Source organism: Halomonas sp. B23F22_20, from assembly GCF_043496985.1.
In the GTDB taxonomy this organism is placed as follows: Bacteria; Pseudomonadota; Gammaproteobacteria; order Pseudomonadales; family Halomonadaceae; genus Halomonas.
Genome location: NZ_JBIEKH010000004.1, coordinates 214,385 through 237,438 on the forward strand (window position 1 = coordinate 214,385; position 23,054 = coordinate 237,438).

A 23,054-nucleotide genomic window follows, 5' to 3' on the forward strand; every position below is an offset into this window, starting at 1 on the left:
GCGTTGAGTGACAAGCCTTTAACAACAAGCCGTTAACAACACGCTTTCAAGAACGAGGAAATACCGGCATGGCGACCACGAACACGGCCAGCGCCCCCGCCGACGATCCGATGATCGAGGTCGAGGGGCTCAACAAATGGTACGGCGACTTCCACGTCCTGCGCGACATCGACCTGACGGTGGCGAAGGGCGAGCGTATCGTCATCTGTGGGCCCTCGGGGTCGGGCAAGTCGACCCTGATCCGCTGTCTCAACCATCTCGAGGAGCATCAGCAGGGTCGCATCGTCGTTGACGGCGTGACCATGACCCAGGACGTGAAGCGTATCGAACAGATCCGCCGCAACGTCGGCATGGTCTTCCAGCATTTCAATCTGTTCCCGCATCTCTCGGTGCTCGACAACTGCTGCATCTCCCAGACCTGGGTGCAGAAGAAGCCCCGCGCCGAGGCGGAGAAGACCGCCATGGAGTTCCTCGAGCGGGTGCGCATCGCCGACCAGGCGCGCAAGTATCCCGGCCAGCTTTCCGGTGGCCAGCAGCAGCGGGTGGCGATCGCCCGGGCGCTGTGCCTGCGCCCCGAGGTGATGTTGTTCGACGAGCCGACCTCGGCGCTGGACCCGGAGATGATCAAGGAGGTGCTCGACGTCATGGTCGAGCTGGCCCAGGATGGCATGACCATGCTCTGTGTGACTCACGAGATGGGCTTCGCCAAGACCGTGGCGGACCGCGTCATCTTCATGGACCAAGGGCAGATCATCGAGCAGGCCCCGCCGGAGACCTTCTTCAATCACCCGGAATCGGACCGGACGAAGCTGTTCTTGAGCCAGATCCTCGGCCACTGATTAGACCGCACCTGGAAAATGGCTGCGCTCGCCGACTTTCAATGCGCGGTCGGCCCCCAACGAAAACGGCCCGGACGCCAAGGCGTCCGGGCCGTTTCTGCTTTCAGCAGCGATCAGGCGGCGTCGAGGGGGCGAGACGGGCCGAAGTGCTCGTAGTGGCGACGTTCGTTCGGTACGCCCAGCATGCCCAGCGCTCGGTCGATGGCGGACATGAAGCCCTGGGGGCCGACGAAGTAGCAGCGGGCGCCCTCGGGCAGGTAGCGGGCGAGCAGATCGCGATCCACGCGGCCGGTATGCTCGGCCGCCTCGCCGCGCTCGTGAATGGCCACCGAGGTCAGGTGCTCGGGATGCTCGGCGGCCAATGTCTCGAGTTCGTCGGCGAAGGCGTGGTGTTCGGCGTCCAGGGCGGCGTGCAAGTAGACCACTCGGCGGCCCTGGGCCAGGGCCTGGCGGGCGATCGGCAGCATGGGCGTCTGGCCGACGCCACCGCTGGCCAGCAGCAGGGGCTCGTCGCCCTCCACCAGGGTCATGTCGCCGGCGGGGGGCAGCAGCGCCAGGGTGTCGCCCACGGCCATGGCATCGTGGAGGTGACGGCTGGCCGTGCCGTTGACTTCGCGCTTGACCGAGATGCGATAGCTCCGGCCGTTGGGCATCGCCGAGAGACTGTAGTGGCGATGCACTGGTTCGCCGTCGATCAGCAGCCGTACCCCGATGTACTGACCGGGCGCGTGATCGGCCACCGGACCGCCATCGGTGGGCTCCAGCACGAAGGAGCGAATCACCGCGCTCTCCTGGCGGATGTCGGCGATGCGGAACTCGCGGGGGCCGCGCCAGCCGCCGGGCTGATGCTCAAAGGTGCGATAGCGCTGCTCTTCCAGCTCGATCAGCAGGCCGGCCAGTTCCCCGTAGAGCGCGCCCCAGGCGTCGGCGATCTCCGGCGTCACGGCGTCGCCCAGCACCTCGCCGATGGCGGCCATCAGGCATTCGCCGACGATGGGATACTGGTCGGGCTGGATATTCAGGGACACGTGCTTGCTGACCACCGTGGCCAGGGTCTCGCGCACTCGCTCGGGGTTCTGGCGCAGCTGCACATAGGCGAGCACGGCGGCGGCGAGTACCCGCGGCTGCCCCCCGTCGGCCTGGTGGGCCTGGTTGAACAGCGGCTCGACCTCGGGATAGCGGTCGAACATCAGCGGATAGAAGCGCTGGGTGATGGCATCGAGATGCTCGGCGACCACGGGGGCAGTGGCGGCAATCAGGCTTTCCTGGGCTTGGGTCAGCATGGGGCGGCTCCTGGGTGAGGATGTGCGGCGTCCTTTAAAGATGTATAGAAATTACATCTATTGATGTATCACCGCTACCCACCGAGGTGGTCAAGATTGTCGCAGGGTGGCCTCGGCTTGATCTGCATCAAGACCGGAGGTCCTCGAGATCAGGGCGCGCGCCCGGGATGGATCCGTCGAGCTAGCCTGGAAGGAGGGGGGCGGCGGCGGGGAAGATGTCATGGACATCGTCAAGATCTTCGATGCGAGCTACGCGCGAGCACTGGCGCGCCGGGTTCGTGGGCGCGATTTCTTCGACGCCTTCTACGAGCGCTTCCTGGCGACATCGCCCGAGGTGGCCGAGAAGTTCCAGGGCATCGACATGTCGCGTCAGCAAGCGATGCTGAAGAAATCGTTCTACCAGCTGCTGACCCTCTACGCCGCCTGCCACGACAGCGACTACCTGGGGCGGGTGGCGGTGCTCCACGGCCGTCATCAACGCGATATTCGGCCGGCGCTCTATGACCAATGGCTGGAGGCCATGATCGCCACGCTATGGGACTTCGATCCCCGGTGCGACGACGAGGTGGAGCTGGCCTGGCGGTTGGTGATGTCGCCGGGGATCGTCTACATGAAGTTTCACTATGACCGGACGTCGGCAGTCGGCCAGGACGGAGACGCGTCACCCGGCGATGCGAGCGAAGCTTAAAGAAGTATCCTTGATATTGGTCATGGTCCCTGCATATCGGCCTGTCGCACAATGCCGCTACCCGAGTCCCCTGTCCCAAGGCTGAATAGCGCATCATGCAGGTTTCTTCCTTTTCGCTGGCCCGCTTGCCCGTGGCTCGGCTAGCCTTTCGTCCTTTCTTCCTGCTGGCTTCCCTGTTCGGCATCGTGTCCATGATGACGTGGTTGAGCTTGTGGCGTGGCGAAACGCCGCTACATCCTCGGGGGGGCATGCTGTGGTGGCATCAGCACGAGATGCTGTTCGGCTTCGCCGCTGCCGTGATCGCAGGTTTCCTGCTGACCGCCGTGCAGAACTGGACCGGCCGTCGCAGCCTGAGAGGCCTGCCCCTGCTGGCCCTGGTGGCGCTCTGGGGTGCCGCCCGATGGCTGTTGGCCTTCCCTGTCGGGCTGCCTTCCTGGGGAGTGATGCTGGTCGATGCGGGCTTTCTGATCGCAGTGGGCGCCATACTGGCCTGGCTGGTCATCGTTGCCCGGCGCTGGCACAACCTGATCTTCTTGCCGCTGCTTGGCTTGCTGGTGCTGGCCAACCTGGCCATGCACCTGGGGGCGTGGAAGGGAAGCGGCGAGCTGGTGCGGTCGGGCGCGCACATGGCGGTGTTGTCGATCACGGCCATCATGGTGGTGCTCGGGGGGCGAGTGATTCCGATGTTCACCGCCAACCGCCACAGGCGTCCCCGCACCGTTCCCCGTCGCTGGCTCGAGGGGCTGACGCTGGCGAGCATGGCGGCGGTGCTGATCGTTCAGCTAGCCGAGCTGCTGGGTACCGCTACGCCCAGCGGTGTGGCGGCGGGTCTGCTCGGGGCAACGGCGCTGGCCAATGCCGTGCGCCTGGCGCGATGGAACGGCAGGGATGCCTGGGGGGAGCCCCTGCTGTGGGGGCTTCATGTCAGCTATGCCGCCATTCCTCTGGGACTTGGCATGTGGGCGCTGGCGGAGCTCGGTGCCTTCCGGGTCGAGCTGGCCGTGCATGCCCTGACCATCGGCGCCATGGGGACCATGATGCTGGCGATGATGGCGCGGGTCTCGCTGGGGCACACCGGACGGCCCATCGAGGCGCTGCCGGGCATCGGCGTGGCCCTGGGCATGCTGGTCGCCGCCGCCTTGCTGCGCTCACCGATGCTGGCGCTCTTCCCGGGCATCTCCCGGGTGGTCTACAGCCTGGCCATCGTCCTGTGGTGCCTGGCCTATGTGATCTTCCTGCTGCATTACGCGGTACCCCTGACCACGGCGCGCATCGACGGCAAGGAGGGGTAGCCGCGGTCCTGGCTGGCTCTCGATGATGCTTCCTATACTGAAGTTCGTCATTCGCTTCAGGGAGATTACCGCATGTCCCGACAAGAGCTTCCCGCCGGTGCCGGTCAGCTTGCCGAAGGGCATCCGGAGGTATGGCGCGCCTTCGCGGCGCTGGGCAAGGCCTGCGCCGAAGCTGGCCCCCTGGATGCTCGCACTCGTCGTCTGGTCAAGCTCGCCCTGGCGGTGGGCGCCGGATCCGAGGGTGCCGTGCACTCCCATGTACGGCGCGCGCTGGCCGAGGGCGAGTCGCCTGCGGCACTGGAGCAGGTGGCGTTGCTGGGCGTTCCCACCCTGGGCTTGCCGGCCAGTGTCGCGGCCCTGACCTGGATCGGCGACATCACCGACGAAGGTTGAGGTGCCGTCTCGCGTCGGCCCATCGGCGGCGTCGACGCGCTATGTGCCTACACCCGCCTGCACGGCCCACACCGCTGCCTCGACCCGCGAGCGCAGCCCGAGCTTCTTGAGCAGGTTCTTGACATGGACCTTGACCGTGCCCTCGCTGATCGCCAGCTGGCGGGCGATCAGCTTGTTGCTCAGCCCGCGGGACAGGGCGCGCAGGATCTCGCCCTCGCGAGCGGTCAGAGAGTCCAGCGCGTCGTCGCCCGGCGCTGTGCGAGGGCCACTCAGAGCTCTCGCCAGTAGATTGGCGAGTTGCGGGCTGATCGTCATGCGCCCCTCGGCGGCCTCCTTGATTGCCGCCAGCAGGTCTTCGGGTTCCATATCCTTGAGCAGGTAGCCGTCTGCGCCGGCACGCAGGGCGGCGACCACGTCTTCCTCGGCGTCGGAAACCGTGAGCATGACGATGCGTGCCTCGACGCCTTGCTCGCGAAGGGTCCGCAGTGCCTCCAGGCCATTCCGACGCGCCATGTTCAGGTCCATCAGGATGAGCGTCGGTGCCAGGCGGGCGGCGGCCTCGATCGCCGCCTCTCCGTCGGCGGCCTCACCGGCGATCGCCAGCTCAGGGTCCATCTCCAGCAGTTGACGGACGCCGCGACGGAACAGTGGATGGTCGTCGACGATAAGGATCGCTGTGCTCATGGTGCACCTCCTGGCAGTGGCATGGCCGTCGTCTCCCGGCGGAGCTGGGGCGTGAAGCATAGTCGGACTTCGGTGCCGCCATCGTCAGGTTCGAGCAGGTCGAGCCGACCATTCAGTCCGGCGGCACGCTCGCGCATGATGATGGTGCCGTAGTGATCGGGCTGGTTCGCCTTTCCGCCTAGCCCGATGCCGTTGTCGCGAATGCTGACCGCCACGCGATCCGACTCGTCGGTGGTCAGGGTGATTTCGCAGTGACTTGCTCGGGCATGATGGACGACGTTGGACAACGCCTCGCGGACGATCTGCAGGGTATGCACCTCCTCGTTGGGCGATAGCGGGCAGTGGTCGAGACGGTAGTCGAGGCGAATGGCCAGCTCGCCGCGGCGTACGAATTCGCGCACCGTTTCTCCGAGGGCGGCTTCCAGCCCTGCTTCGGTCATCTTCAAGCGGAAGGTACTGAGCAGCTCGCGCAGCTGTCGGTAGGCGGCGTTGAGCCCCTCGCGCAGTTCGTCGACGATCGCCTCGGTGCTGGGGTCGGCGCCGGTACGGCGTGCCTGGGCCTGCAGGCGGGCGACCTGAATTTTCAAGTAGGAAAGCGACTGGGCCAGCGAGTCGTGCAGCTCGCGGGCGATCACCGCGCGTTCGTCCATCAGCGCCAGCCGACGCTGCTCAGCGTAGCCCTGGGACAGCGAGATCGAGGTGGCAATCAAGCCGGCGATGGTCTCCACCAGGTCGCGTTGCCAGCGTTGGGGCGGTGCCTCGGGCGCGTATTGCAGCAGCAGCACGCCGTAGTCGCGCCCGGCCTCGCTTATCGCGACCCGGTATATCCAGGGCGCGATGCCGTCGGGGCTGCCGTCGAGGCAGGGCTTGCAGGCCGGTGCGCGACAGAAATCGGGACAGTCGTCGGTCTGGGTGGACAGGCTCAGGTAAGCGCGCTCGGCGTCGTCCTGGGCCAGGCACAGGGTGATCGGCCCCAGGCCGGAGACCGCCGCGAGCTGTGTCAGCACTCTGCGGTAGCTGGCGTCGCCGGGTGGTGCGCCGTTGAGCTGGCGTGCCGCCTGATAGAGCAGGTTGAGCGTCTCGTTGCTGCGTTCGAGTTCGGCGGTCTTGGCCTCGACGCGCGCCTCGAGCTGGCCGTAGATCTGCGTCAGGCTCTCGTTCATCTGGTTGATGGTGCGCGACAGCAGGCCCAGCTCATCGCCAGCCGCATAGCAGGTGCGGCCAGTGAAGTCGCCGCGTCGCGAGCGATCGACCACCTTGAGCAGGTCGCGTAGCGGCGGGATCACGTCGGTAGCCAGCTTGTACATGGTCAGGAACACCAGCCCCAGCGTCAGGAACAGGATGACGCCCTGAAACAGCCGCAGTAGCTGGATCCGCGACTCCGCCTCGCGCTGCAGCTGGCCGACCAGACGGTCGACCTGATCGACGAAGTCGCCGGCCGGCGTGATGGCGTTGGTCGGAGGATTCGCCGCGTCCAGCATCAGCGGGCGCAGCTGGTCATGCCACTGCTCGACGACCGTATGGTACTGGCGAGTCAATGGATGCTGCGGGTCGTCCGGCAGGCGTCCGGTAATCGCCGGCGACGCGAGGCTGCGGTCGAGCTCAGTGAGTTGCGCTGCACGGCGCTCGTCGATGGCGTCGACCGGCAGGCGGGTGACGAGCAGTCGATAGGCCTGCATTCGCAGGGCGCCGGCCTGGTTGATCGCTGCCGCATCGCCGCTGGCGGTTTTGGCGATGACGATCGAGCCCAGCATGCTGGTCAGCGCCAGCAGCACGATGCCGGCCATCGCCAGGCCGGCGCGGAAAGACAGGGAACGGGGCATGACATGAGGCATGAAAAGACGGGCGCAGCCTACCTCCAATGAATCGCCTTGGCCCCAGTGCGTGGCAAGAGGCGTGGGTGTCGGGGCGAATGCTCATCAAATCAGTGGGTTGACGAAAACCTTTCGCTACCTCGAAAGAGGTAGTCATGGCTAGGGTCGGCGATGGCCGCCCGACGTGCCTTGATCCAGGTCAACGGCCTGGCCGTCCCGCTATAGCAAGGTCCCCCTTAGCGCTCCTTTCGCGACGCCCGAGCCTTCTACCGCCGGGTGATGAAAGGCGCTCCTGGAAGTCTTTCACCGAGCCAGGGGGAACCACCATGGCCAATACCGACTACCCGACACGACGCGAGCAGAACCGCGCCCTGGGCCTCTCGACGATCGCCTTCACCGCCTGCTTTGCCGTGTGGACGCTGTTTTCCATCCTCGGCCTGCAGATCCGGCAGGAGTTCGCCTTGTCGGACACCCAGCTCGGCCTGCTGATGGCGACGCCGGTGCTCACCGGGTCCATCAGTCGACTGTTCCTGGGCATCCTCACCGACCGCTTCGGCGGGCGCTGGGTATTCAGCCTGCTGATGCTGGCCACCGCCGGCTGCGTCTATCTGCTGACCTTGGCCAACAGCTATCCCATGCTGCTGCTCGGCGCCTTGGGCGTTGGCCTGGCCGGGGGATCGTTCATCGTCGGCGTGGCCTATACCTCGGCCTGGTTCGAGCGCGAGCGTCAGGGCACGGCTCTGGGCATTTTCGGTGCCGGCAACGTCGGCGCGGCGGTGACCAACTTCGGCGCCCCCTTCCTGCTGCTGGCGCTGGGCTGGCAGGGCGCCGCGCTGGTGTATGCCACGGCTATCGCGGCGATGGGCGTGATCTTTCTGCTGCTGGCCAGGACCGACCCGCAGAGCGAGCGGCGTCGCACCGAGGCCGTGCCCCTAAGGCAGCAGCTGGCGCCGCTGGTCGAGCTGCGCGTCTGGCGTTTCTCGCTGTACTACTTCTTCGTCTTCGGCGGTTTCGTGGCCCTGGCGCTGTGGCTGCCGCACTACCTGGTCGAAGTCTACGGCCTGAGTATCACCGCCGCCGGTATCGTCGCCGCGCTGTACACCATTCCGGCGTCGCTGTTCCGCGTCCTGGGCGGTTGGCTCTCCGACCGCTATGGCGCGCGTCGGGTGATGTACTGGACCCTGCTCGCCTCGGTGACCTGCAGCTTCCTGCTCAGCTATCCGCCGACCCGCTACAGCGTACAGGGCGTGCACGGCTCGCTGGAGTTCTCGTTCGCCATGAACCTGATCGGTTTCGTCGCGCTGATCATGGTGCTGGGCTTCTTCATGTCGCTGGGCAAGGCGGCGGTGTTCAAGCACATCCCCAGCTACTACCCGCAGCACGTCGGCGCGGTGGGCGGCGTGGTGGGCATGATCGGCGGCCTGGGCGGCTTCTTCCTGCCGCTGACCTTCGGCATGCTCAACGACGTGGTAGGTATCTGGCAGAGCTGCTTCATGCTGCTGTTCGTGGTCTCCGGTGCGGCCCTGGCCTGGATGCACTACGCGATCCTGCGCGCCAGCCGCGAGGAGTGGCGTGTCGGCCGGGAGGTCTCGGACCTGCCGGAGCTGGCCACGCCCAGCCATTTCGTGCTTCAGGACTGGCGCCCCGAGGATCCGGAATTCTGGGCCGAGAAGGGCAAGCGCATCGCCACCCGCAATCTGTGGATCTCGATTCCCAACCTGCTGCTGGCCTTCGCGGTGTGGATGGTCTGGTCGGTGGTGGTCGCCAAGCTGCCCCAGGTGGGCTTCGACTACACCTCCAACCAGCTGTTCTGGCTGGCCGCGCTGCCGGGGCTGTCCGGCGCCACGCTGCGCATCTTCTACAGCTTCATGGTGCCGATCGTTGGCGGGCGGCGCTTCACCGCGCTGTCCACCGCCTCGTTGGCGCTGCCGGCGCTGTGGATCGGCTTCGCCGTGCAGAATCCCGACACCCCCTACCTGGTGATGCTGATCGTGGCGTTGCTGTGTGGTTTCGGCGGCGGCAACTTCGCTTCGAGCATGGCCAACATCTCGTTCTTCTACCCCAAGCACGAGAAGGGCAACGCCCTGGCGCTCAATGCCGGCCTGGGCAACCTCGGGGTCAGCGTCATGCAGTTTCTGATTCCGCTGGCGATCACCGCCGGGGTGTTCGGGGCGCTGGGCGGCGAGCCCCAGACGCTGAACGACGTCGAACGCCTGTGGCTGCAGAACGCCGGCTTCGTCTGGGTGCCGTTTATCCTGCTCGGCGCGGTGGCAGCCTGGTTCGGCATGAACGACATCGCCAGCGCCAAGTCCTCGTTCAAGGACCAGGCGGTGATCTTCAAGCGCAAGCACAACTGGCTGATGTGCGTGCTCTATACCGGCACCTTCGGCAGCTTCATCGGCTACTCCGCGGGCTTCCCGCTGCTGGCGTCCAACCAGTTCCCCGAGGTCGACGTATTGCAGTTCGCCTTCCTGGGGCCGCTGGTAGGGGCACTGTCCCGCGCTGGCACCGGCTGGATCTCCGACCGTTTCGGCGGCGCCCGGGTCACCCTGTGGGTGTTCGCGGCGATGATCGCCTGCGTCGTCGGGGTGCTGCTGTTCCTCGGCATGAAGGACCAGCCCGGCGCGTTCTGGGGCTTCTTCGCCATGTTCCTGCTGCTGTTCTTCTTCACCGGCGTGGGCAACGCCAGCACCTTCCAGATGATTCCCGAGATCTTTCGTCAGGAAGTGTCGCGGCTGATGCCATCGCTCGATGCGGCAGCGCAGCGCCGGCAGAGCGAGAAGGAATCCGCGGCGACGATCGGTTTCACCTCGGCGATCGCCGCTTACGGCGCCTTCTTCATTCCCAAGACCTTCGGTAGCTCCATCGCCCTGACTGGTGGGGCCGAGCTGGCGCTGTACGGCTTCATCGCCTTCTACGCGATCTGCGTCGGCCTGACCTGGTTCTACTACACCCGTGCCAATGCCGAGATCCGCCTGGGGGCGCCCGGGCACGAGACCCGCGCACAGGCCGCCTCGCCGAGCCGCTGAGGAGAGTTCCCATGAGTCATTTTCTGGACCGACTGAAGTACCTGACTCGCCGTCCCGAAGCCTTTGCCGGGGGACACGGTGAGACCCGCGCCGAGACCCGCGACTGGGAGGACGGCTATCGCCAGCGCTGGCAGCACGACAAGGTGGTGCGCTCCACCCATGGCGTGAACTGCACCGGCTCGTGCAGCTGGAAGATCTACGTCAAGAACGGCCTGGTCACCTGGGAGACCCAGCAGACCGACTACCCCCGGACCCGGCCCGATCTGCCCAACCACGAGCCGCGCGGCTGCCCGCGCGGGGCCAGCTATTCCTGGTACCTCTACAGCGCCAACCGCCTCAAGCACCCGCTGGTGCGAAAGCCGCTGCTCAAGCTGTGGCGCGAGGCCCGCGAGGCGCAGGGCGATCCGGTCGAGGCCTGGGCGTCGATCGTCGAGGACCCGCAAAAGGCCCGGCAGTACAAGCGTGCCCGCGGCATGGGCGGCTTCGTACGCGCCGACTGGGACGAGCTCAACGAGCTGATCGCCGCCTCCAACGTCTACACCGCCAGGCAGTACGGCCCGGACCGCATCATCGGCTTCTCGCCGATCCCCGCCATGTCGATGGTCTCCTACGCCGCCGGCAGCCGTTACCTGTCGCTGATCGGCGGGGTCTGCATGAGCTTCTACGACTGGTACTGCGACCTGCCGCCGGCCTCGCCGATGACCTGGGGCGAGCAGACCGACGTGCCGGAATCCGCCGACTGGTACAACTCGGGCTACATCATCGCCTGGGGCTCCAACGTGCCCCAGACCCGCACCCCGGACGCCCACTTCTTCACCGAAGTACGCTACAAGGGCACCAAGACCGTCTCGGTGACCCCGGACTACGCCGAGGTCTCCAAGCTCACCGACGAGTGGCTGTCCGCCAAGCAGGGCACCGACGCGGCGCTGGCCATGGCCATGGGCCACGTCATCCTCAAGGAATTCCACCTCGAGCGGCCCAGCGCCTACTTCACCGACTACGTGCGCCGCTACACCGACATGCCCTGCCTGGTCGAGCTCGAGGCCCGCGAGGACGGCAGCCACGTGCCCGGCAAGCAGCTGCGCGCCAGCGACTTCGCCGAGAGCCTGGGCCAGGCCAACAATCCCGATTGGAAGACCCTGGCCTGGGACGAACTGTCGGACCGCCTGGTAGTGCCGCGTGGCTCCATCGGCTTCCGCTGGGGCGAGGCGGGCGCAGAAAAGAGCGACGGCGACGCCACGGCAAAGGGCAAGTGGAACCTGGAGTCGCGGGACGCCGACGGCGCCGAGATCAAGCCGCGCCTCAGCCTGTCCGAGGCCCATGACGAGGTGGCCCGAGTCGCCTTCCCCTACTTCGGCGGCATCGCCCACGAGCACTTCGACCATGTGAAGAGCGGCGGCGCCAGCGACGAGCTGCTGTTCCACAGTCTGCCGGCCAAGCGCCTGACCAAGGCCGACGGCCGCGAGGTGCTGGCGGTCACCGTGTTCGACCTGATGTGCGCCAACTACGGCATCGATCGCGGCTTCGGCGAGGACGACGGCGCCACTTCCTATGACCAGGTCAAGCCCTACACCCCGGCCTGGCAGGAGAAGATCACCGGCGTGCCCGCCGAACAGTGCCTGCGCATCGCCCGGGAGTTCGCCGACAACGCCGACAGGACCCACGGGCGTTCCATGATCATCGTCGGTGCCGGGATGAACCACTGGTACCACATGGACATGAACTACCGCGGCCTGATCAACATGCTGATCATGTGTGGCTGCATCGGCCAGAGCGGCGGCGGCTGGTCCCACTACGTGGGTCAGGAGAAGCTGCGCCCGCAGACCGGCTGGCTGCCGCTGGCCTTCGGCCTGGACTGGCAGCGGCCGCCGCGGCACATGAACTCGACTTCCTTCTTCTACAACCACTCCAGCCAGTGGCGCTACGAGAAGCTCGAGATCAAGGAGATCCTCTCGCCGCTGGCCAATCCGGCCGACTATTCCGGCAGTCTGATCGACTTCAACGTGCGCTCCGAGCGCATGGGCTGGCTGCCCTCCGCGCCGCAGCTGGCCACCAATCCGCTGCGCCTGGCCAAGGCCGCCGAGGCCGCCGGTCAGTCCACCAAGGACTACGTGGTCGAGGCGCTCAAGGCCGGCGAGCTGCATTTCGCCGCCGAAGATCCGGACGACCCGCAGAACTTCCCGCGCAACATGTTCATCTGGCGCTCCAACCTGCTGGGCAGCTCCGGCAAGGGGCACGAGTACATGCTCAAGTACCTGCTCGGCACTCGTCATGGTATTCAGGGCAAGGACCTGGGCGAGGCCGGCGGCCAGAAGCCGGAAGAGGTGACGTGGCGCGACGAGGCCCCGGAGGGCAAGCTCGACCTGCTGGTGACCCTGGACTTCCGCATGTCCACCACCTGCCTGTACTCGGACATCGTGCTGCCCACGGCGACCTGGTACGAGAAGGACGACCTCAACACTTCGGACATGCACCCCTTCATCCACCCGCTGACCGCGGCCACCGACCCGGCCTGGGAATCGCGCAGCGACTGGGAGATCTACAAGGGTATCGCCAAGGCCTTCTCCAAGGTGTGCGTGGGGCACCTGGGCGAGGAGACCGACCTGGTCACCCTGCCGCTGCAGCACGATTCCCCCGCCGAGCTGGCCCAGCCCGAGGTCCGCGACTGGAAGAAGGGAGAGTGCGAGCCGGTGCCGGGCAAGACCATGCCGGTGCTGGTCGAGGTCAAGCGCGACTACCCGGCCACCTATGAGCGCTTCACCTCGGTGGGGCCGCTGCTCGACGAGCTGGGCAACGGCGGCAAGGGGATCGGCTGGAACACCGAGCAGGAGGTCGAGCTGCTCGGCAGGCTCAACTACGTGAAGACCGAGGGCCCGGCCAAGGGGCGGCCGCGCATCGAGTCGGCCATCGACGCCGCCGAGGTGATTCTCACCCTGGCGCCGGAGACCAACGGCCAGGTGGCGGTCAAGGCCTGGGACGCGCTGTCGACGATCACCGGCCGCGATCACAAGCACCTCGCCGAGCCCAAGGAAGAGGAGAAGATCCGCTTCCGCGACGTCGTCGCCCAGCCGCGCAAGATCATCTCCAGCCCGACCTGGTCGGGCCTCGAGGACGAGCACGTCTCCTACAACGCCGGCTACACCAACGTCCACGAGCTGATTCCGTGGCGCACGGTCAGCGGCCGCCAGCAGTTCTACCAGGACCACGCCTGGATGCGCGCCTTCGGCGAGAGCCTGCTGGTCTACCGGCCGCCGATCGACACCAAGGCGGCGGCCAGCGTGGCCGAGCCTGGCTTTGCCGAGAGAAAGGGCAACGGCAACCCGGAGATCGCGCTGAATTGGATCACCCCGCACCAGAAGTGGGGCATCCACTCCACCTACAGCGACAACCTGCTGATGCAGACCCTGTCCCGGGGCGGGCCCATCGTCTGGCTGTCCGAGGACGACGCCCGGTCGATCGGCGTCGAGGACAACGACTGGATCGAGCTCTACAACGCCAACGGTGCCATCGCCGCCCGGGCGGTGGTCAGCCAACGGGTCAAGAACGGCATGGCGATGATGTACCACGCCCAGGAGCGGATCCTGAACGTGCCGGGCTCCGAGATCACCGGTACCCGCGGCGGTATCCACAACTCGGTCACCCGCGTGTGCCCCAAGCCGACCCACATGATCGGCGGCTATGCGCAGCTGGCCTACAGCTTCAACTACTACGGCACCGTCGGCTCTAACCGCGACGAGTTCGTCATCGTACGCAAGATGAAGCGCATCGACTGGCTGGACGGCGAAGGCAACGACTACCAGCAGGAGGCCGTGAAATGAAGATTCGTTCCCAGGTAGGCATGGTCCTGAACCTCGACAAGTGCATCGGCTGCCACACCTGCTCGGTGACCTGCAAGAACGTCTGGACCAGCCGTGAGGGCGTCGAGTACGCCTGGTTCAACAACGTCGAGACCAAGCCCGGCATCGGCTATCCCAAGGAGTGGGAGAACCAGAAGAAGTGGAAGGGCGGCTGGCTGCGCCGCCAGGATGGCCATATCGAGCCGCGCATCGGCGGCAAGTGGCGGGTGCTGGCCAACATCTTCGCCAACCCCGACCTGCCGGAGATCGACGACTACTACGAGCCGTTCACCTTCGACTACCAGCACCTGCATACCGCCAAGCAGGGCGAGCACCAGCCCACCGCGCGGCCGCGCTCGCTGATCTCCGGCCAGCGCATGAACAAGGTGGAGTGGGGGCCGAACTGGGAGGAGATTCTCGGCACCGAGTTCGCCAAGCGCCGCCGCGACGCCAACTTCGAGCAGGTGCAGGCCGACATCTACGGCCAGTTCGAGAACACCTTCATGATGTACCTGCCGCGGCTGTGCGAGCACTGCCTGAACCCCACCTGCGTGGCGTCCTGCCCCAGCGGGGCGATCTACAAGCGCGAGGAAGACGGCATCGTGCTGATCGACCAGGACAAGTGCCGCGGCTGGCGGATGTGCATCTCTGGCTGCCCCTACAAGAAGATCTACTACAACTGGAAGAGCGGGAAGTCCGAGAAGTGCATCTTCTGCTACCCGCGTATCGAGGCCGGCCAGCCCACCATCTGCTCCGAGACCTGCGTGGGGCGCATCCGCTACCTGGGGGTGCTGCTCTACGACGCCGACCGCATCGAGGAGGTGGCGAGCACCGCGGACGAGCGCGACCTCTATCACCGCCAGCGCGAGATCTTCCTCGATCCCCACGATCCCGAGGTGATCGCCCAGGCGCGGAAGGACGGCATCGCCGACAGCGTGATCACCGCCGCCCAGCAGAGCCCGGTCTACAAGCTGGCCATGGAGTGGGGGTTGGCGCTGCCTCTGCATCCGGAGTACCGCACCCTGCCGATGGTCTGGTACGTGCCGCCGCTGTCGCCGATCCAATCCGCCGCCGAGGCGGGGAAGGTGGAATACGACGGCGTGCTGCCGAAAATCGAGTCGCTGCGCATCCCGGTGAAGTACCTGGCCAACCTGCTCACCGCCGGCGAGGAGGCCCCCGTGGTGCTGGCGCTCAAGCGGCTGATGGCCATGCGCCTTTACATGCGCGGCAAGCACGTGGATGGCGAGGCGAATGTCGCGGTGCTCGACGAGGTCGAGCTCACCGAGGCCCAAGTGGAGGAGATGTACCGCTATCTCGCCATCGCCAACTACGAGGACCGCTTCGTGATCCCCACCAGCCACCGCGAGATGGCTGTCGACGCCTTCCCCGAGCGCGGCGGCTGCGGCTTCAGCTTCGGCAACGGCTGCCAGGGCGGCGACAGTGGCGCCAGCCTGTTCGGCGGCCGCAAGCAGACGACTACCCTGGTTCAGCCGGTTGAGGTCTTCGATCCCGGTTCTCAACAAAAGGCCCAGAGCGATGAGACAGCCGAGGAGGTCCGTCATGGCTGATGCCGCCCGTGTCCTGCTCGAGCCGGCGGACGACATGCTGAGCCTGCGCGTGCTGGCCCGACTGCTCGACTACCCCAACGAGGCGCTCCAGGCCGCCGCCGGCGAGATGGTCGAGATCCTCGGCGCCGAGCGGCGCTTGCGCCCGGCGTTGTGCACCGCCCTGATGGACTGGTGCCAGCGCCTGGCCGAGGCCGACCTCATGGACCTTCAGGCCGAGTACGTGGCGCTGTTCGACCGCGGCCGGGCTACCTCGCTGCTGCTCTTCGAGCACGTCCACGGCGAGTCCCGCGACCGCGGCCAGGCCATGGTCGACCTGCTGGCCGAGTATCGCGCCGCCGGCTTCGAGATCGACGTCCGGGAACTGCCCGACTACCTGCCGCTGTTCCTGGAATACCTCTCCACCCGCCCCGAGGCCGAGATCGGCCGCTGGCTGGGCGAGATCCGTCACATCCTGGCGCGGCTCACCGCGCGACTGGAAGAGCGCGAGGCCGACCACGCCCTGGCGACCCTGGCCCTGCTCGGGCTGATCGGTGCCGAGGCCGACGTGGCCGAGCACCGCGACCCGGTGAAGGACGAGGCACGGGACGATACCCCCGAGGCCCTGGACGCCGTCTGGGAAGAGGAGGCGGTGCGCTTCTCGGCCGCGTCCGATCAGGATTGTGCCCTGCAGTCCGCCGAGGGGCGACGCCTGGCCGAGCGCAAGACGGCGACGCACAGCGAGGCGGTGCGGATCCTCGACCCCACCGCCCCGCGGCAACAAGGAGATCTGTCATGAGCTACATCCACACGCTACTGTTCGGGCTCTATCCCTATCTCGCCGGCAGCGTCTTCCTGATCGGCAGCCTGCTGCGCTTCGACCACGGCCAGTACACCTGGAAGACCGGGTCCAGCCAGATGCTCACCTCGAGGAACATGCGCCTGGCCAGCAACCTCTTTCATGTCGGCATCATCGTGATCTTCTTCGGCCACCTGGTGGGCCTGCTGACCCCGCACTGGGTCTATGCGCCCTTCATGAGCGCCGGTACCAAGCAGGTGGTGGCTATCGTGGTGGGCGGCATCGCCGGTGTAATGTGCTTGATCGGCGGCGCCATGCTGGCCTGGCGACGCCTGACCAATCCCCGAGTCAAGGCCTCGTCGGGCCCGATGGACAGCGTCATCATCCTGCTGCTGGTGCTGCAGGTAACGCTGGGGTTGCTCACCATCATTCCGGCGATGCATCACCTGGACGGCGGCGTAATGCTCGCGCTCGCTCACTGGGCCCAGGCCATCGTGTTCTTCCAGGGCGGCGCCGCCGACTATCTCGTCGGGATCGGTTGGATCTATCAGCTGCACATCCTGGTGGGGCTGACCATCGTGCTGGTCTTCCCCTTCACTCGCCTGGTGCACGTCTGGAGCGCGCCGCTGGGCTACCTGATGCGGCGTTACCAGATCGTGCGCCGCCGGGCCTGAGCGACCTTCCCAGGAGAGACGACCATGCACAGCATCGACATCGAGATGATTCCCGGCGAGGCGACGTCGCCTCCCATTCGGGTCGGCGCGGCGTCGATCGATCACGCCGAGATCGCCCGCGAGATGCAGTACCACCCGGCCGACAGCGCCGGCGACGCCCGGCTCAAGGCGGCCCGCGCCCTGGTAGTGCGCGAGCTCTTGCGTCAGCGCGCCGGGCAACAGGGGCTGGCGGTGGACGGCGAGGCGGACATCGAAGCCGCCATCGCCGCGCTGCTGGAGCACGAGCTGGACGTCCCCGAGCCCTCCGAGGCGGATTGCCGGCGCTTCCACGGCACCCATTCCGAGCGCTTCAGCGATCCCACCCGGTTGCGGGTGCGCCATGTGCTGCTGGCGGCGGCACCGGACGACGCCCCCGCCCGGGACGATGGCTATCGGCGCGGGCAGGCGCTCATCGCGCAGCTACGTGAGGCCCCGCAGCGCTTTACCGAGCTGGCCCAGCGCCATTCCGACTGCCCCTCGAGGGACCAGGGCGGCGAGCTGGGCTGGCTGGTGCCCGGCCAGACGGTGCCTGAATTGGATCGTGCCCTGCAGCACCTACCGGTGGGGCTGCATGGGCGCCCGTTGGCGTCCCGCTATGGCTGGCACCTGGTAATCATCGATGCCCGAGAAGAGGGGAGGAAGCGGCCCTTCGACGAGGTCGCCGACCGGGTCCGGCATAGCCTTCGCGAGCAGGCGACCCGCCGCGCCCTGCGCCACTACCTGCTGGCGCTGGAGGCGGAGATCGGCGTCGAGGGCATCGCCCTGGACGATGAGGCGGGCAGCGCCCTGATGCAGTGAGGTCGAGGGCGGTGTGGCCGTCAGCGGCAGTAAAGAGATGAAAGAGCGCGTCGCCATTTCGGTAGGGCGAAAACTCCCGTTCTGCTTAGATGGAAAGCGACCGTCAACGCCACCCGAGGACTCCTCATGACCGCCACCGCCACGGACATCGTCTCCACCGACGCGATCCGCGACCGTTTCTCCCAGGCCATGTCGGCCATGTACCAGGCCGAGGTGCCCCAGTACGAGACCCTGCTGGCGCTGGTCGACGAGGTAAACCGCGAGACCCTGGCGCGCGATGCTGAACTGGCCGAGCGCCTGGAGGCCCACGACGAGCTGAATCGCCTCGGCGTCGAGCGTCACGGTGCCATCCGCGTGGGCAGCGCCGAGGAGCTGGCCATGCTGCGTCGGCTGTTCGCGGTGATGGGCATGTATCCGGTGGGGTACTACGATCTCGCCGAGGCCGGGGTGCCGGTGCATTCTACCGCCTTTCGCCCGGTCGACGACGCGGCCCTGGCCCGCAACCCCTTCCGCGTCTTCACCTCACTGCTGCGCCTGGAGCTGATCGAGAACGAGGCGCTGCGCGAGCGGGCCGCGGTGATCCTGGCTCAGCGCGACATCTTCACCCCCGGCGCCCGGGAGCTGATCGAGCTCTGTGAGCACCAGGGCGGGCTGACCGAGGAGCAAGCCGAGCGCTTCGTGGCCGAGGCGCTGGAGACCTTCCGCTGGCACCGCGACGCCACCGTGGACCTGGACACCTATGAGGCGCTGCACGCCGAGCACCGGCTGATCGCCGACGTGGTGTGCTTCCGCGGGCCGCACATCAATCACCTGACGCCGCGCACCCTGGATATCGACGAGGTCCAGCGGCGCATGCCGGCCGCCGGCATGAATCCCAAGGCGGTGATCGAGGGCCCGCCGCGTCGCGACTGCCCGATCCTGCTGCGCCAGACCAGCTTCAAGGCGCTGGAGGAATCGATTCGCTTTGCCGGCGATCGCCAGGGCACCCACACCGCGCGCTTCGGCGAGATCGAGCAGCGCGGCGTGGCGCTGACCGCCGAGGGGCGGGCGCTCTACGATCGCCTGCTCGCCGCTTCCCGCGAGCGTACCGCCGGGCTGGCCAACGAAGAGCATCAGCGGGTGCTGGTCGAGGCCTTCGCCGATTTCCCCGACGATGAGGCCACGCTGCGCCGCCGCGGCCTGGCGTTCTTCGAGTACCGGCTTACCGACGCCGGACGAGCCTCCGGTCCGGTCGACACCCCTGACCCCGAGGCGCTGATCGAGCGCGGCCTGGTGGTTGCCCGGCCGATCACCTACGAGGACTTCCTGCCGGTGAGTGCGGCGGGCATCTTCCAGTCGAACCTGGGCGACGGCGGCGGCGAGGCCTATGCCGGCAACGCCAACCGCGAGGCCTTCGAGGCGGCGCTGGGCGCGTCGGTCACCGACGAGCTGTCCCTCTACGCCGAGCGGGAGCGTACCTCGCTGGCCGCGGTGCGCGAGGCCCTGGCCGGCTGAGCGCAGACCCACTGGCCGCGGCGGCGCCTTGGCCGGCCGCGGCGTCGCTCGGCTATGATGGGGCTCCGCCCATGGACGGGGACCCCCGATGTCGCTCCTTTCCGCTTTCGATGCGCTGTCGCCGCTGTCAGGCGGCCTCGACCTGCTGCTGATCCTGCTCTCGATACTGACGTCGGGCTTCACCGCGGCCTTGGGCGCCGGCGGTGGGGTGTTGATGATCATGGCGCTGGCCCAGGTGATGCCGGCAGCGGCGCTGATCCCGGTGCACGGCATGGTGCAGCTGGGCTCCAACGTCGGGCGCACGGCCATGACCTGGCGCCATGTCGACCGAGCCACCCTGCTGGCCTTCCTGCCTGGCGTGGCGCTGGGAGCGCTGGCCGCCGCCTGGCTGCTGATCCGGCTGCCCGCCGGCGTGCTGGAGCTGTGCATCGCCGCCTTCGTGCTCTTCACGCTGTGGGGGCCGGGACTGTCCGGCCGCATCCTGGGCGGGGGCGGCATCCTGGTCGTCGGCGCGATTACCACCCTGCTGTCGAGCCTGGTCGGGGCCAGCGGCCCGATGGTGGCCGCCTTCATCAAGCAGCGCCAGGAAGGGCGCCTGGCCAAGGTGGCGACCTTCGCCGCCTGCATGGTGGCCCAGCACCTTACCAAGGCCTTCGTGTTTGGCGCGGCCGGGTTCGTGTTCCATGAGTGGCTGGGGCTGATCCTGGCCATGGTCGGGGCCGGGTTCCTCGGCACCTGGCTGGGCCTGCGCCTGCTGCGCCGGCTCTCCGATCGCCGCTTCGATCACCTGTGTCGACTGGTACTGACCCTGCTGTCGCTGCGTCTCGCCTGGCTGGGGATGGCACGGTTGTGGAGCGGCTGATCAGTCGTAACGGCTAGGAGCGTCTCAGGCGTCGTTCGGCGGCGGCTTGGCATATGCTGAGAGGCATCGTCGGCCATGGACTGCCGATACGCTTCCCGGTTGCCGTGGAGGTCGCCCATGCGCCGCTCGCTGTCCCTCCAGTCGTTGACCGCCTTGTCGATCGTCGGGCTGATGCTGGTCGTGGCGGGCGTGTTGCTGTGGCACGGCGCCCGTGGGGCGGATCAACTGCTGGTCAGCGCCGTGCATGACACCGGGCGTCAGCTCGCCTTGACCACCGAGGAGCGGGCCCGGCGACTGCTCGACCCGGCCCGAGTGGTGGTGCGCCTGCTGGCCCAGGACGACCTGGCGGCCGAGCGACGGCTCGCCGGCCGCCTGGAGAACCTGCCGCTGCTGGTCGCTGCCCTAGATGCCCATGAGGTGGCCAGCGCCGTCTACATCGGCTACGACGACGGGGATTTCCTGCAGCTGCGCCGCCTGTCGGGGATGCCCGAGGCGCGGCTGCCGCCTCTGGCCCGGGTCGGGCGGGCGCATTTCCTGGTGCAGGTCGTGTCTCGCGATCCGGGGGAGGCATCGCCCCTCATGGAGTGGCGGGTCTACGACCGCGACCTGGTGCTGCTCGGACGGCGCGCCATGCCGGAGATCGCCTTCGATCCGCGCACTCGGCCCTGGTACCAGGAGGCCATGGCGGCGTCGAGCGAGCGGCTCACCGAGCCCTATGCGTTCTTCACCACCCGGGAGATCGGCGTGACCCTCTCCCGGCGCAGCCGCGATGGTGACGCCGTGGTGGGCATTGATGCCTCGCTGGTCGACCTGGGCGACGAGATGGCTTCGCTGGGGCTGACGGCGGGCACGCGGCTGGCCGTGGTCGGGCGGGATGGCCAACTACTGGCCTATCCCGACGTCGAACGGCTGCTCGTGGCGAGCCCCGAGGGCCTGCGGCTGGCGACCCTGGCCGAGCTGGGCGACCCGGTGCTGAGCCGGCTGGGGGCTATCGCCAAGGCCGGGGAAACGACGCGCTTCCGGGTGGACGACGAGGCCTGGTTCGGCATGCGGCTGCCGTTCCAGATCCCCGGTGTGGCGCCGTCCCACCTGCTGGTGGCGGTGCCGGAAGCCGAGCTGCTGTCGGGCACGCGTCAGTTGCTCTGGCAGCGCTCCCTGGTGGCCGGGCTGCTGGTGCTGGCGCTGCTGCCGCTGGGCGTGTGGGTCGGCCATCGCCTCGGCCAGCCGCTGTACGCCCTGGCCGAACAGGTCAGGGCCCTGGCCGCCTTCGACTTCTCGGCCTGTCGTGGGGTGCGTTCCCCGGTGCGCGAGGTGCAGCAGCTGAGCCGTGCCCTGGAGGGCATGGCCGGCAGCATCTCCGACTTCCAGCGCATGACTCGGACGCTGAGCAGTGAAGCGCGCCTGGAGACGATGCTCACCGGCATCCTCGAGGACCTGCTGAGCATCACCGACAGCCGCCACGGCGCCATCTATCTCGAGGACGAGGCCGATGCCACGCGCTTTTCCTGCCTGGCCGAGAAGGGCCAGGGCGAGATCGGCGAGCCGCTGCCGCCGCGCCTGACCCTGACGGCACCCGGCGAGGACGGCCTGGCGACCCTGAGCCGCAAGCTGGAGGTAAGGGGTTATCTGGTGCAGCCGCTGTGCAACCGCCGCGGCCATCGCCTGGGCCTGCTGCTGCTGGCGCTGCGCGAGGCCGGGCCGGGCGAGGACCGGCCCTGGCGACGCTTCGTCGAGGAAATCTCCGGCGCGGCCGCGGTGGCGATCGAGACGCGCCGGCTGCTGGAGGGCGAGCAGCGCCTGCTGGACGCCATCGTCGAGCTGATTGCCGGAGCCACGGATGCCAAGTCGCCGCACACCGGCGGGCATTGCTCCCGGGTGCCGCAGCTGGCCGAGATGCTGCTGGAAGGAGCACATCGCATGACCAGCGGCCCCTTTGCGCTGGAGGTGGTGGATGACAATCGACGTACCGCCTTCCATCTGGCGGCCTGGCTGCATGATTGCGGCAAGCTGACGACCCCGGACGAGGTCATGGAGAAGGCCACCCGACTGGAGACGCGCTACAACCGCATCCACGAGATCCGCACCCGCTTCGAAGTGCTGTGGCGCGACGCCGATATCGCCTACTGGCGGGGCCGTGCCGAGGGCGGTGACGAGGCGGCCTTGGCGCAGGAGCGCGAGCGCCGACGAACCGAACTGCAGGAGGCTTGGCAACTCGTCGCCGAGCTCAATGTGGGAAGCGAGCGCGGCGACGAGACCCGGTCGAGGCGGCTGGAGGAGATCGCTGAATGGCGCTGGAGGCGCCACTTCGATGATCGGCTTGGCCTCTCCGAGGACGAAGCCGAGCGCCTGGCCCGGGAGCCCGTGGTCGAGCTTCCCGCCGAGGAGCCGCTGCTGGCCGACCGGCCGCGCCATCGCATCGACTGGGCCACGTCGCCGCCGCCGGTGGCCCCCGAGGACCCTGCCAATCGTTGGGGCTTCGCCATGCGACCGCCGGCGGTGGCCGGGAACCAGGGCGAGCTCTACAACCTGAGGGTGGCGCGCGGCACCCTCAACGACGTGGAGCGCTTCCGCATCCAGGAGCACATCGTCCAGACCATCATCATGCTCGAATCGCTGCCCTGGCCGGCGCACCTGCGTCGGGTGCCGGCGATCGCCGGCAACCACCACGAGCGGATGGATGGCCGGGGCTATCCGCGCCGGCTGAGGCTCGCCGATGCCAGCCTGGAAGAACGCATCATGGCGGTGGCCGATGTCTTCGAGGCGCTGACCGCCGCCGATCGCCCCTACAAGCCGGGCATGACGCTGTCGCGCTCGTTGACGATCCTGGCCGGCATGGCCCGCGACGGCCACCTGGACCCTGACGTGTTCGCGCTGCTGCTCGACAGCGGCGTGTGGCGCGAGTACGCGACCCGTTTCCTGGCGCCGGAGCAGGTCGATGCGGTGGATGTCGCGGCACTCAAGACCATCGCCGGTCGTTGACCTCGAA

16 protein-coding genes are annotated in these 23,054 nt (G+C 67.6%); 13 read left to right on the top strand and 3 right to left on the bottom strand.

Annotated elements, in window-relative coordinates:
* Window positions 1-68 precede the first annotated feature (68 nt).
* Window positions 69-839, top strand: coding sequence for an amino acid ABC transporter ATP-binding protein (locus ACGTN6_RS04530; RefSeq protein WP_394590083.1), 771 nt, complete (start codon window positions 69-71; stop codon window positions 837-839).
* Window positions 840-952: 113 nt separating this feature from the next.
* On the opposite strand, the gene hmpA is transcribed toward ACGTN6_RS04530, so the two are convergent.
* Entirely contained in the window at window positions 953-2,122 is a 1,170-nt protein-coding gene (hmpA, locus tag ACGTN6_RS04535; protein WP_394590084.1) for an NO-inducible flavohemoprotein, read from the bottom strand.
* 220 nt (window positions 2,123-2,342) lie between these two features.
* On the opposite strand from hmpA, the gene ACGTN6_RS04540 reads away from it, so the two are divergent.
* The 3 genes from ACGTN6_RS04540 (at window position 2,343) to ACGTN6_RS04550 (ending at window position 4,495) form a co-directional block, all read left to right on the top strand.
* Entirely contained in the window at window positions 2,343-2,810 is a 468-nt protein-coding gene (locus tag ACGTN6_RS04540) for a globin (protein ID WP_394590086.1), read from the top strand.
* A 95-nt stretch (window positions 2,811-2,905) separates the two neighbouring features.
* Window positions 2,906-4,102: an NnrS family protein gene (locus tag ACGTN6_RS04545; protein ID WP_394590087.1), complete on the top strand. Its 1,197-nt coding sequence runs from the start codon at window positions 2,906-2,908 to the stop codon at window positions 4,100-4,102.
* 72 nt (window positions 4,103-4,174) lie between these two features.
* On the top strand, window positions 4,175-4,495 hold the full coding sequence (locus ACGTN6_RS04550) for a carboxymuconolactone decarboxylase family protein (RefSeq protein ID WP_394590088.1): 321 nt from the start codon (window positions 4,175-4,177) through the stop codon (window positions 4,493-4,495).
* Between the two features lie 39 nt (window positions 4,496-4,534).
* Here the strand turns inward: ACGTN6_RS04550 and narL are convergent, their stop codons facing one another.
* Window positions 4,535-5,179: a two-component system response regulator NarL gene (narL, locus tag ACGTN6_RS04555; protein WP_394590089.1), complete on the bottom strand. Its 645-nt coding sequence runs from the start codon at window positions 5,177-5,179 to the stop codon at window positions 4,535-4,537.
* Window positions 5,176-7,002 carry a histidine kinase gene (locus tag ACGTN6_RS04560; RefSeq protein WP_394590090.1) on the bottom strand — a complete coding sequence of 609 codons (1,827 nt, stop codon included), beginning with the start codon at window positions 7,000-7,002 and terminating at the stop codon, window positions 5,176-5,178. The genes narL and ACGTN6_RS04560 overlap by 4 nt, the downstream gene beginning before the upstream one ends.
* Window positions 7,003-7,319: 317 nt before the next feature.
* Here ACGTN6_RS04560 and ACGTN6_RS04565 point away from each other — a divergent pair, with 317 nt between their 5' ends.
* The 9 genes from ACGTN6_RS04565 (at window position 7,320) to ACGTN6_RS04605 (ending at window position 23,047) form a co-directional block, all read left to right on the top strand.
* On the top strand, window positions 7,320-10,022 hold the full coding sequence (locus ACGTN6_RS04565) for a nitrate/nitrite transporter (protein WP_394590091.1): 2,703 nt from the start codon (window positions 7,320-7,322) through the stop codon (window positions 10,020-10,022).
* A gap of 11 nt (window positions 10,023-10,033) precedes the next feature.
* On the top strand, window positions 10,034-13,840 hold the full coding sequence (locus ACGTN6_RS04570) for a nitrate reductase subunit alpha (protein WP_394590092.1): 3,807 nt from the start codon (window positions 10,034-10,036) through the stop codon (window positions 13,838-13,840).
* Window positions 13,837-15,426, top strand: coding sequence for a nitrate reductase subunit beta (gene narH / locus ACGTN6_RS04575; RefSeq protein WP_394590093.1), 1,590 nt, complete (start codon window positions 13,837-13,839; stop codon window positions 15,424-15,426). The genes ACGTN6_RS04570 and narH overlap by 4 nt, the downstream gene beginning before the upstream one ends.
* Window positions 15,419-16,201: a nitrate reductase molybdenum cofactor assembly chaperone gene (narJ, locus tag ACGTN6_RS04580; RefSeq protein ID WP_394590094.1), complete on the top strand. Its 783-nt coding sequence runs from the start codon at window positions 15,419-15,421 to the stop codon at window positions 16,199-16,201. The genes narH and narJ overlap by 8 nt, the downstream gene beginning before the upstream one ends.
* Window positions 16,198-16,875: a respiratory nitrate reductase subunit gamma gene (narI, locus tag ACGTN6_RS04585; RefSeq protein ID WP_394590095.1), complete on the top strand. Its 678-nt coding sequence runs from the start codon at window positions 16,198-16,200 to the stop codon at window positions 16,873-16,875. The genes narJ and narI overlap by 4 nt, the downstream gene beginning before the upstream one ends.
* A gap of 24 nt (window positions 16,876-16,899) precedes the next feature.
* Window positions 16,900-17,712 (top strand): peptidylprolyl isomerase, encoded by an 813-nt coding sequence (locus ACGTN6_RS04590; protein ID WP_394590096.1) that lies wholly within the window; start codon window positions 16,900-16,902, stop codon window positions 17,710-17,712.
* A gap of 126 nt (window positions 17,713-17,838) precedes the next feature.
* On the top strand, window positions 17,839-19,206 hold the full coding sequence (gene hglS, locus ACGTN6_RS04595) for a 2-oxoadipate dioxygenase/decarboxylase HglS (protein WP_394590097.1): 1,368 nt from the start codon (window positions 17,839-17,841) through the stop codon (window positions 19,204-19,206).
* A gap of 88 nt (window positions 19,207-19,294) precedes the next feature.
* Window positions 19,295-20,068: a TSUP family transporter gene (locus tag ACGTN6_RS04600; RefSeq protein WP_394590099.1), complete on the top strand. Its 774-nt coding sequence runs from the start codon at window positions 19,295-19,297 to the stop codon at window positions 20,066-20,068.
* A 117-nt stretch (window positions 20,069-20,185) separates the two neighbouring features.
* Window positions 20,186-23,047: an HD domain-containing phosphohydrolase gene (locus ACGTN6_RS04605; RefSeq protein WP_394590101.1), complete on the top strand. Its 2,862-nt coding sequence runs from the start codon at window positions 20,186-20,188 to the stop codon at window positions 23,045-23,047.
* Window positions 23,048-23,054: the final 7 nt, after the last annotated feature.

Bases quoted from the DNA above. Each gene is read 5' to 3' on its own strand.
- ACGTN6_RS04590 (WP_394590096.1), top strand. From the start codon at position 16,900: ATGCACAGCATCGACATCGAGATGATTCCCGGCGAGGCGACGTCGCCT.
- ACGTN6_RS04540 (WP_394590086.1), top strand. From the start codon at position 2,343: ATGGACATCGTCAAGATCTTCGATGCGAGCTACGCGCGAGCACTGGCG.
- ACGTN6_RS04530 (WP_394590083.1), top strand. From the start codon at position 69: ATGGCGACCACGAACACGGCCAGCGCCCCCGCCGACGATCCGATGATC.
- ACGTN6_RS04570 (WP_394590092.1), top strand. From the start codon at position 10,034: ATGAGTCATTTTCTGGACCGACTGAAGTACCTGACTCGCCGTCCCGAA.
- ACGTN6_RS04560 (WP_394590090.1), bottom strand. From the start codon at position 7,002: ATGCCCCGTTCCCTGTCTTTCCGCGCCGGCCTGGCGATGGCCGGCATC.
- ACGTN6_RS04600 (WP_394590099.1), top strand. From the start codon at position 19,295: ATGTCGCTCCTTTCCGCTTTCGATGCGCTGTCGCCGCTGTCAGGCGGC.
- narJ (WP_394590094.1), top strand. From the start codon at position 15,419: ATGGCTGATGCCGCCCGTGTCCTGCTCGAGCCGGCGGACGACATGCTG.
- ACGTN6_RS04550 (WP_394590088.1), top strand. From the start codon at position 4,175: ATGTCCCGACAAGAGCTTCCCGCCGGTGCCGGTCAGCTTGCCGAAGGG.
- narI (WP_394590095.1), top strand. From the start codon at position 16,198: ATGAGCTACATCCACACGCTACTGTTCGGGCTCTATCCCTATCTCGCC.
- narH (WP_394590093.1), top strand. From the start codon at position 13,837: ATGAAGATTCGTTCCCAGGTAGGCATGGTCCTGAACCTCGACAAGTGC.
- ACGTN6_RS04545 (WP_394590087.1), top strand. From the start codon at position 2,906: ATGCAGGTTTCTTCCTTTTCGCTGGCCCGCTTGCCCGTGGCTCGGCTA.
- ACGTN6_RS04605 (WP_394590101.1), top strand. From the start codon at position 20,186: ATGCGCCGCTCGCTGTCCCTCCAGTCGTTGACCGCCTTGTCGATCGTC.
- narL (WP_394590089.1), bottom strand. From the start codon at position 5,179: ATGAGCACAGCGATCCTTATCGTCGACGACCATCCACTGTTCCGTCGC.
- hmpA (WP_394590084.1), bottom strand. From the start codon at position 2,122: ATGCTGACCCAAGCCCAGGAAAGCCTGATTGCCGCCACTGCCCCCGTG.
- hglS (WP_394590097.1), top strand. From the start codon at position 17,839: ATGACCGCCACCGCCACGGACATCGTCTCCACCGACGCGATCCGCGAC.
- ACGTN6_RS04565 (WP_394590091.1), top strand. From the start codon at position 7,320: ATGGCCAATACCGACTACCCGACACGACGCGAGCAGAACCGCGCCCTG.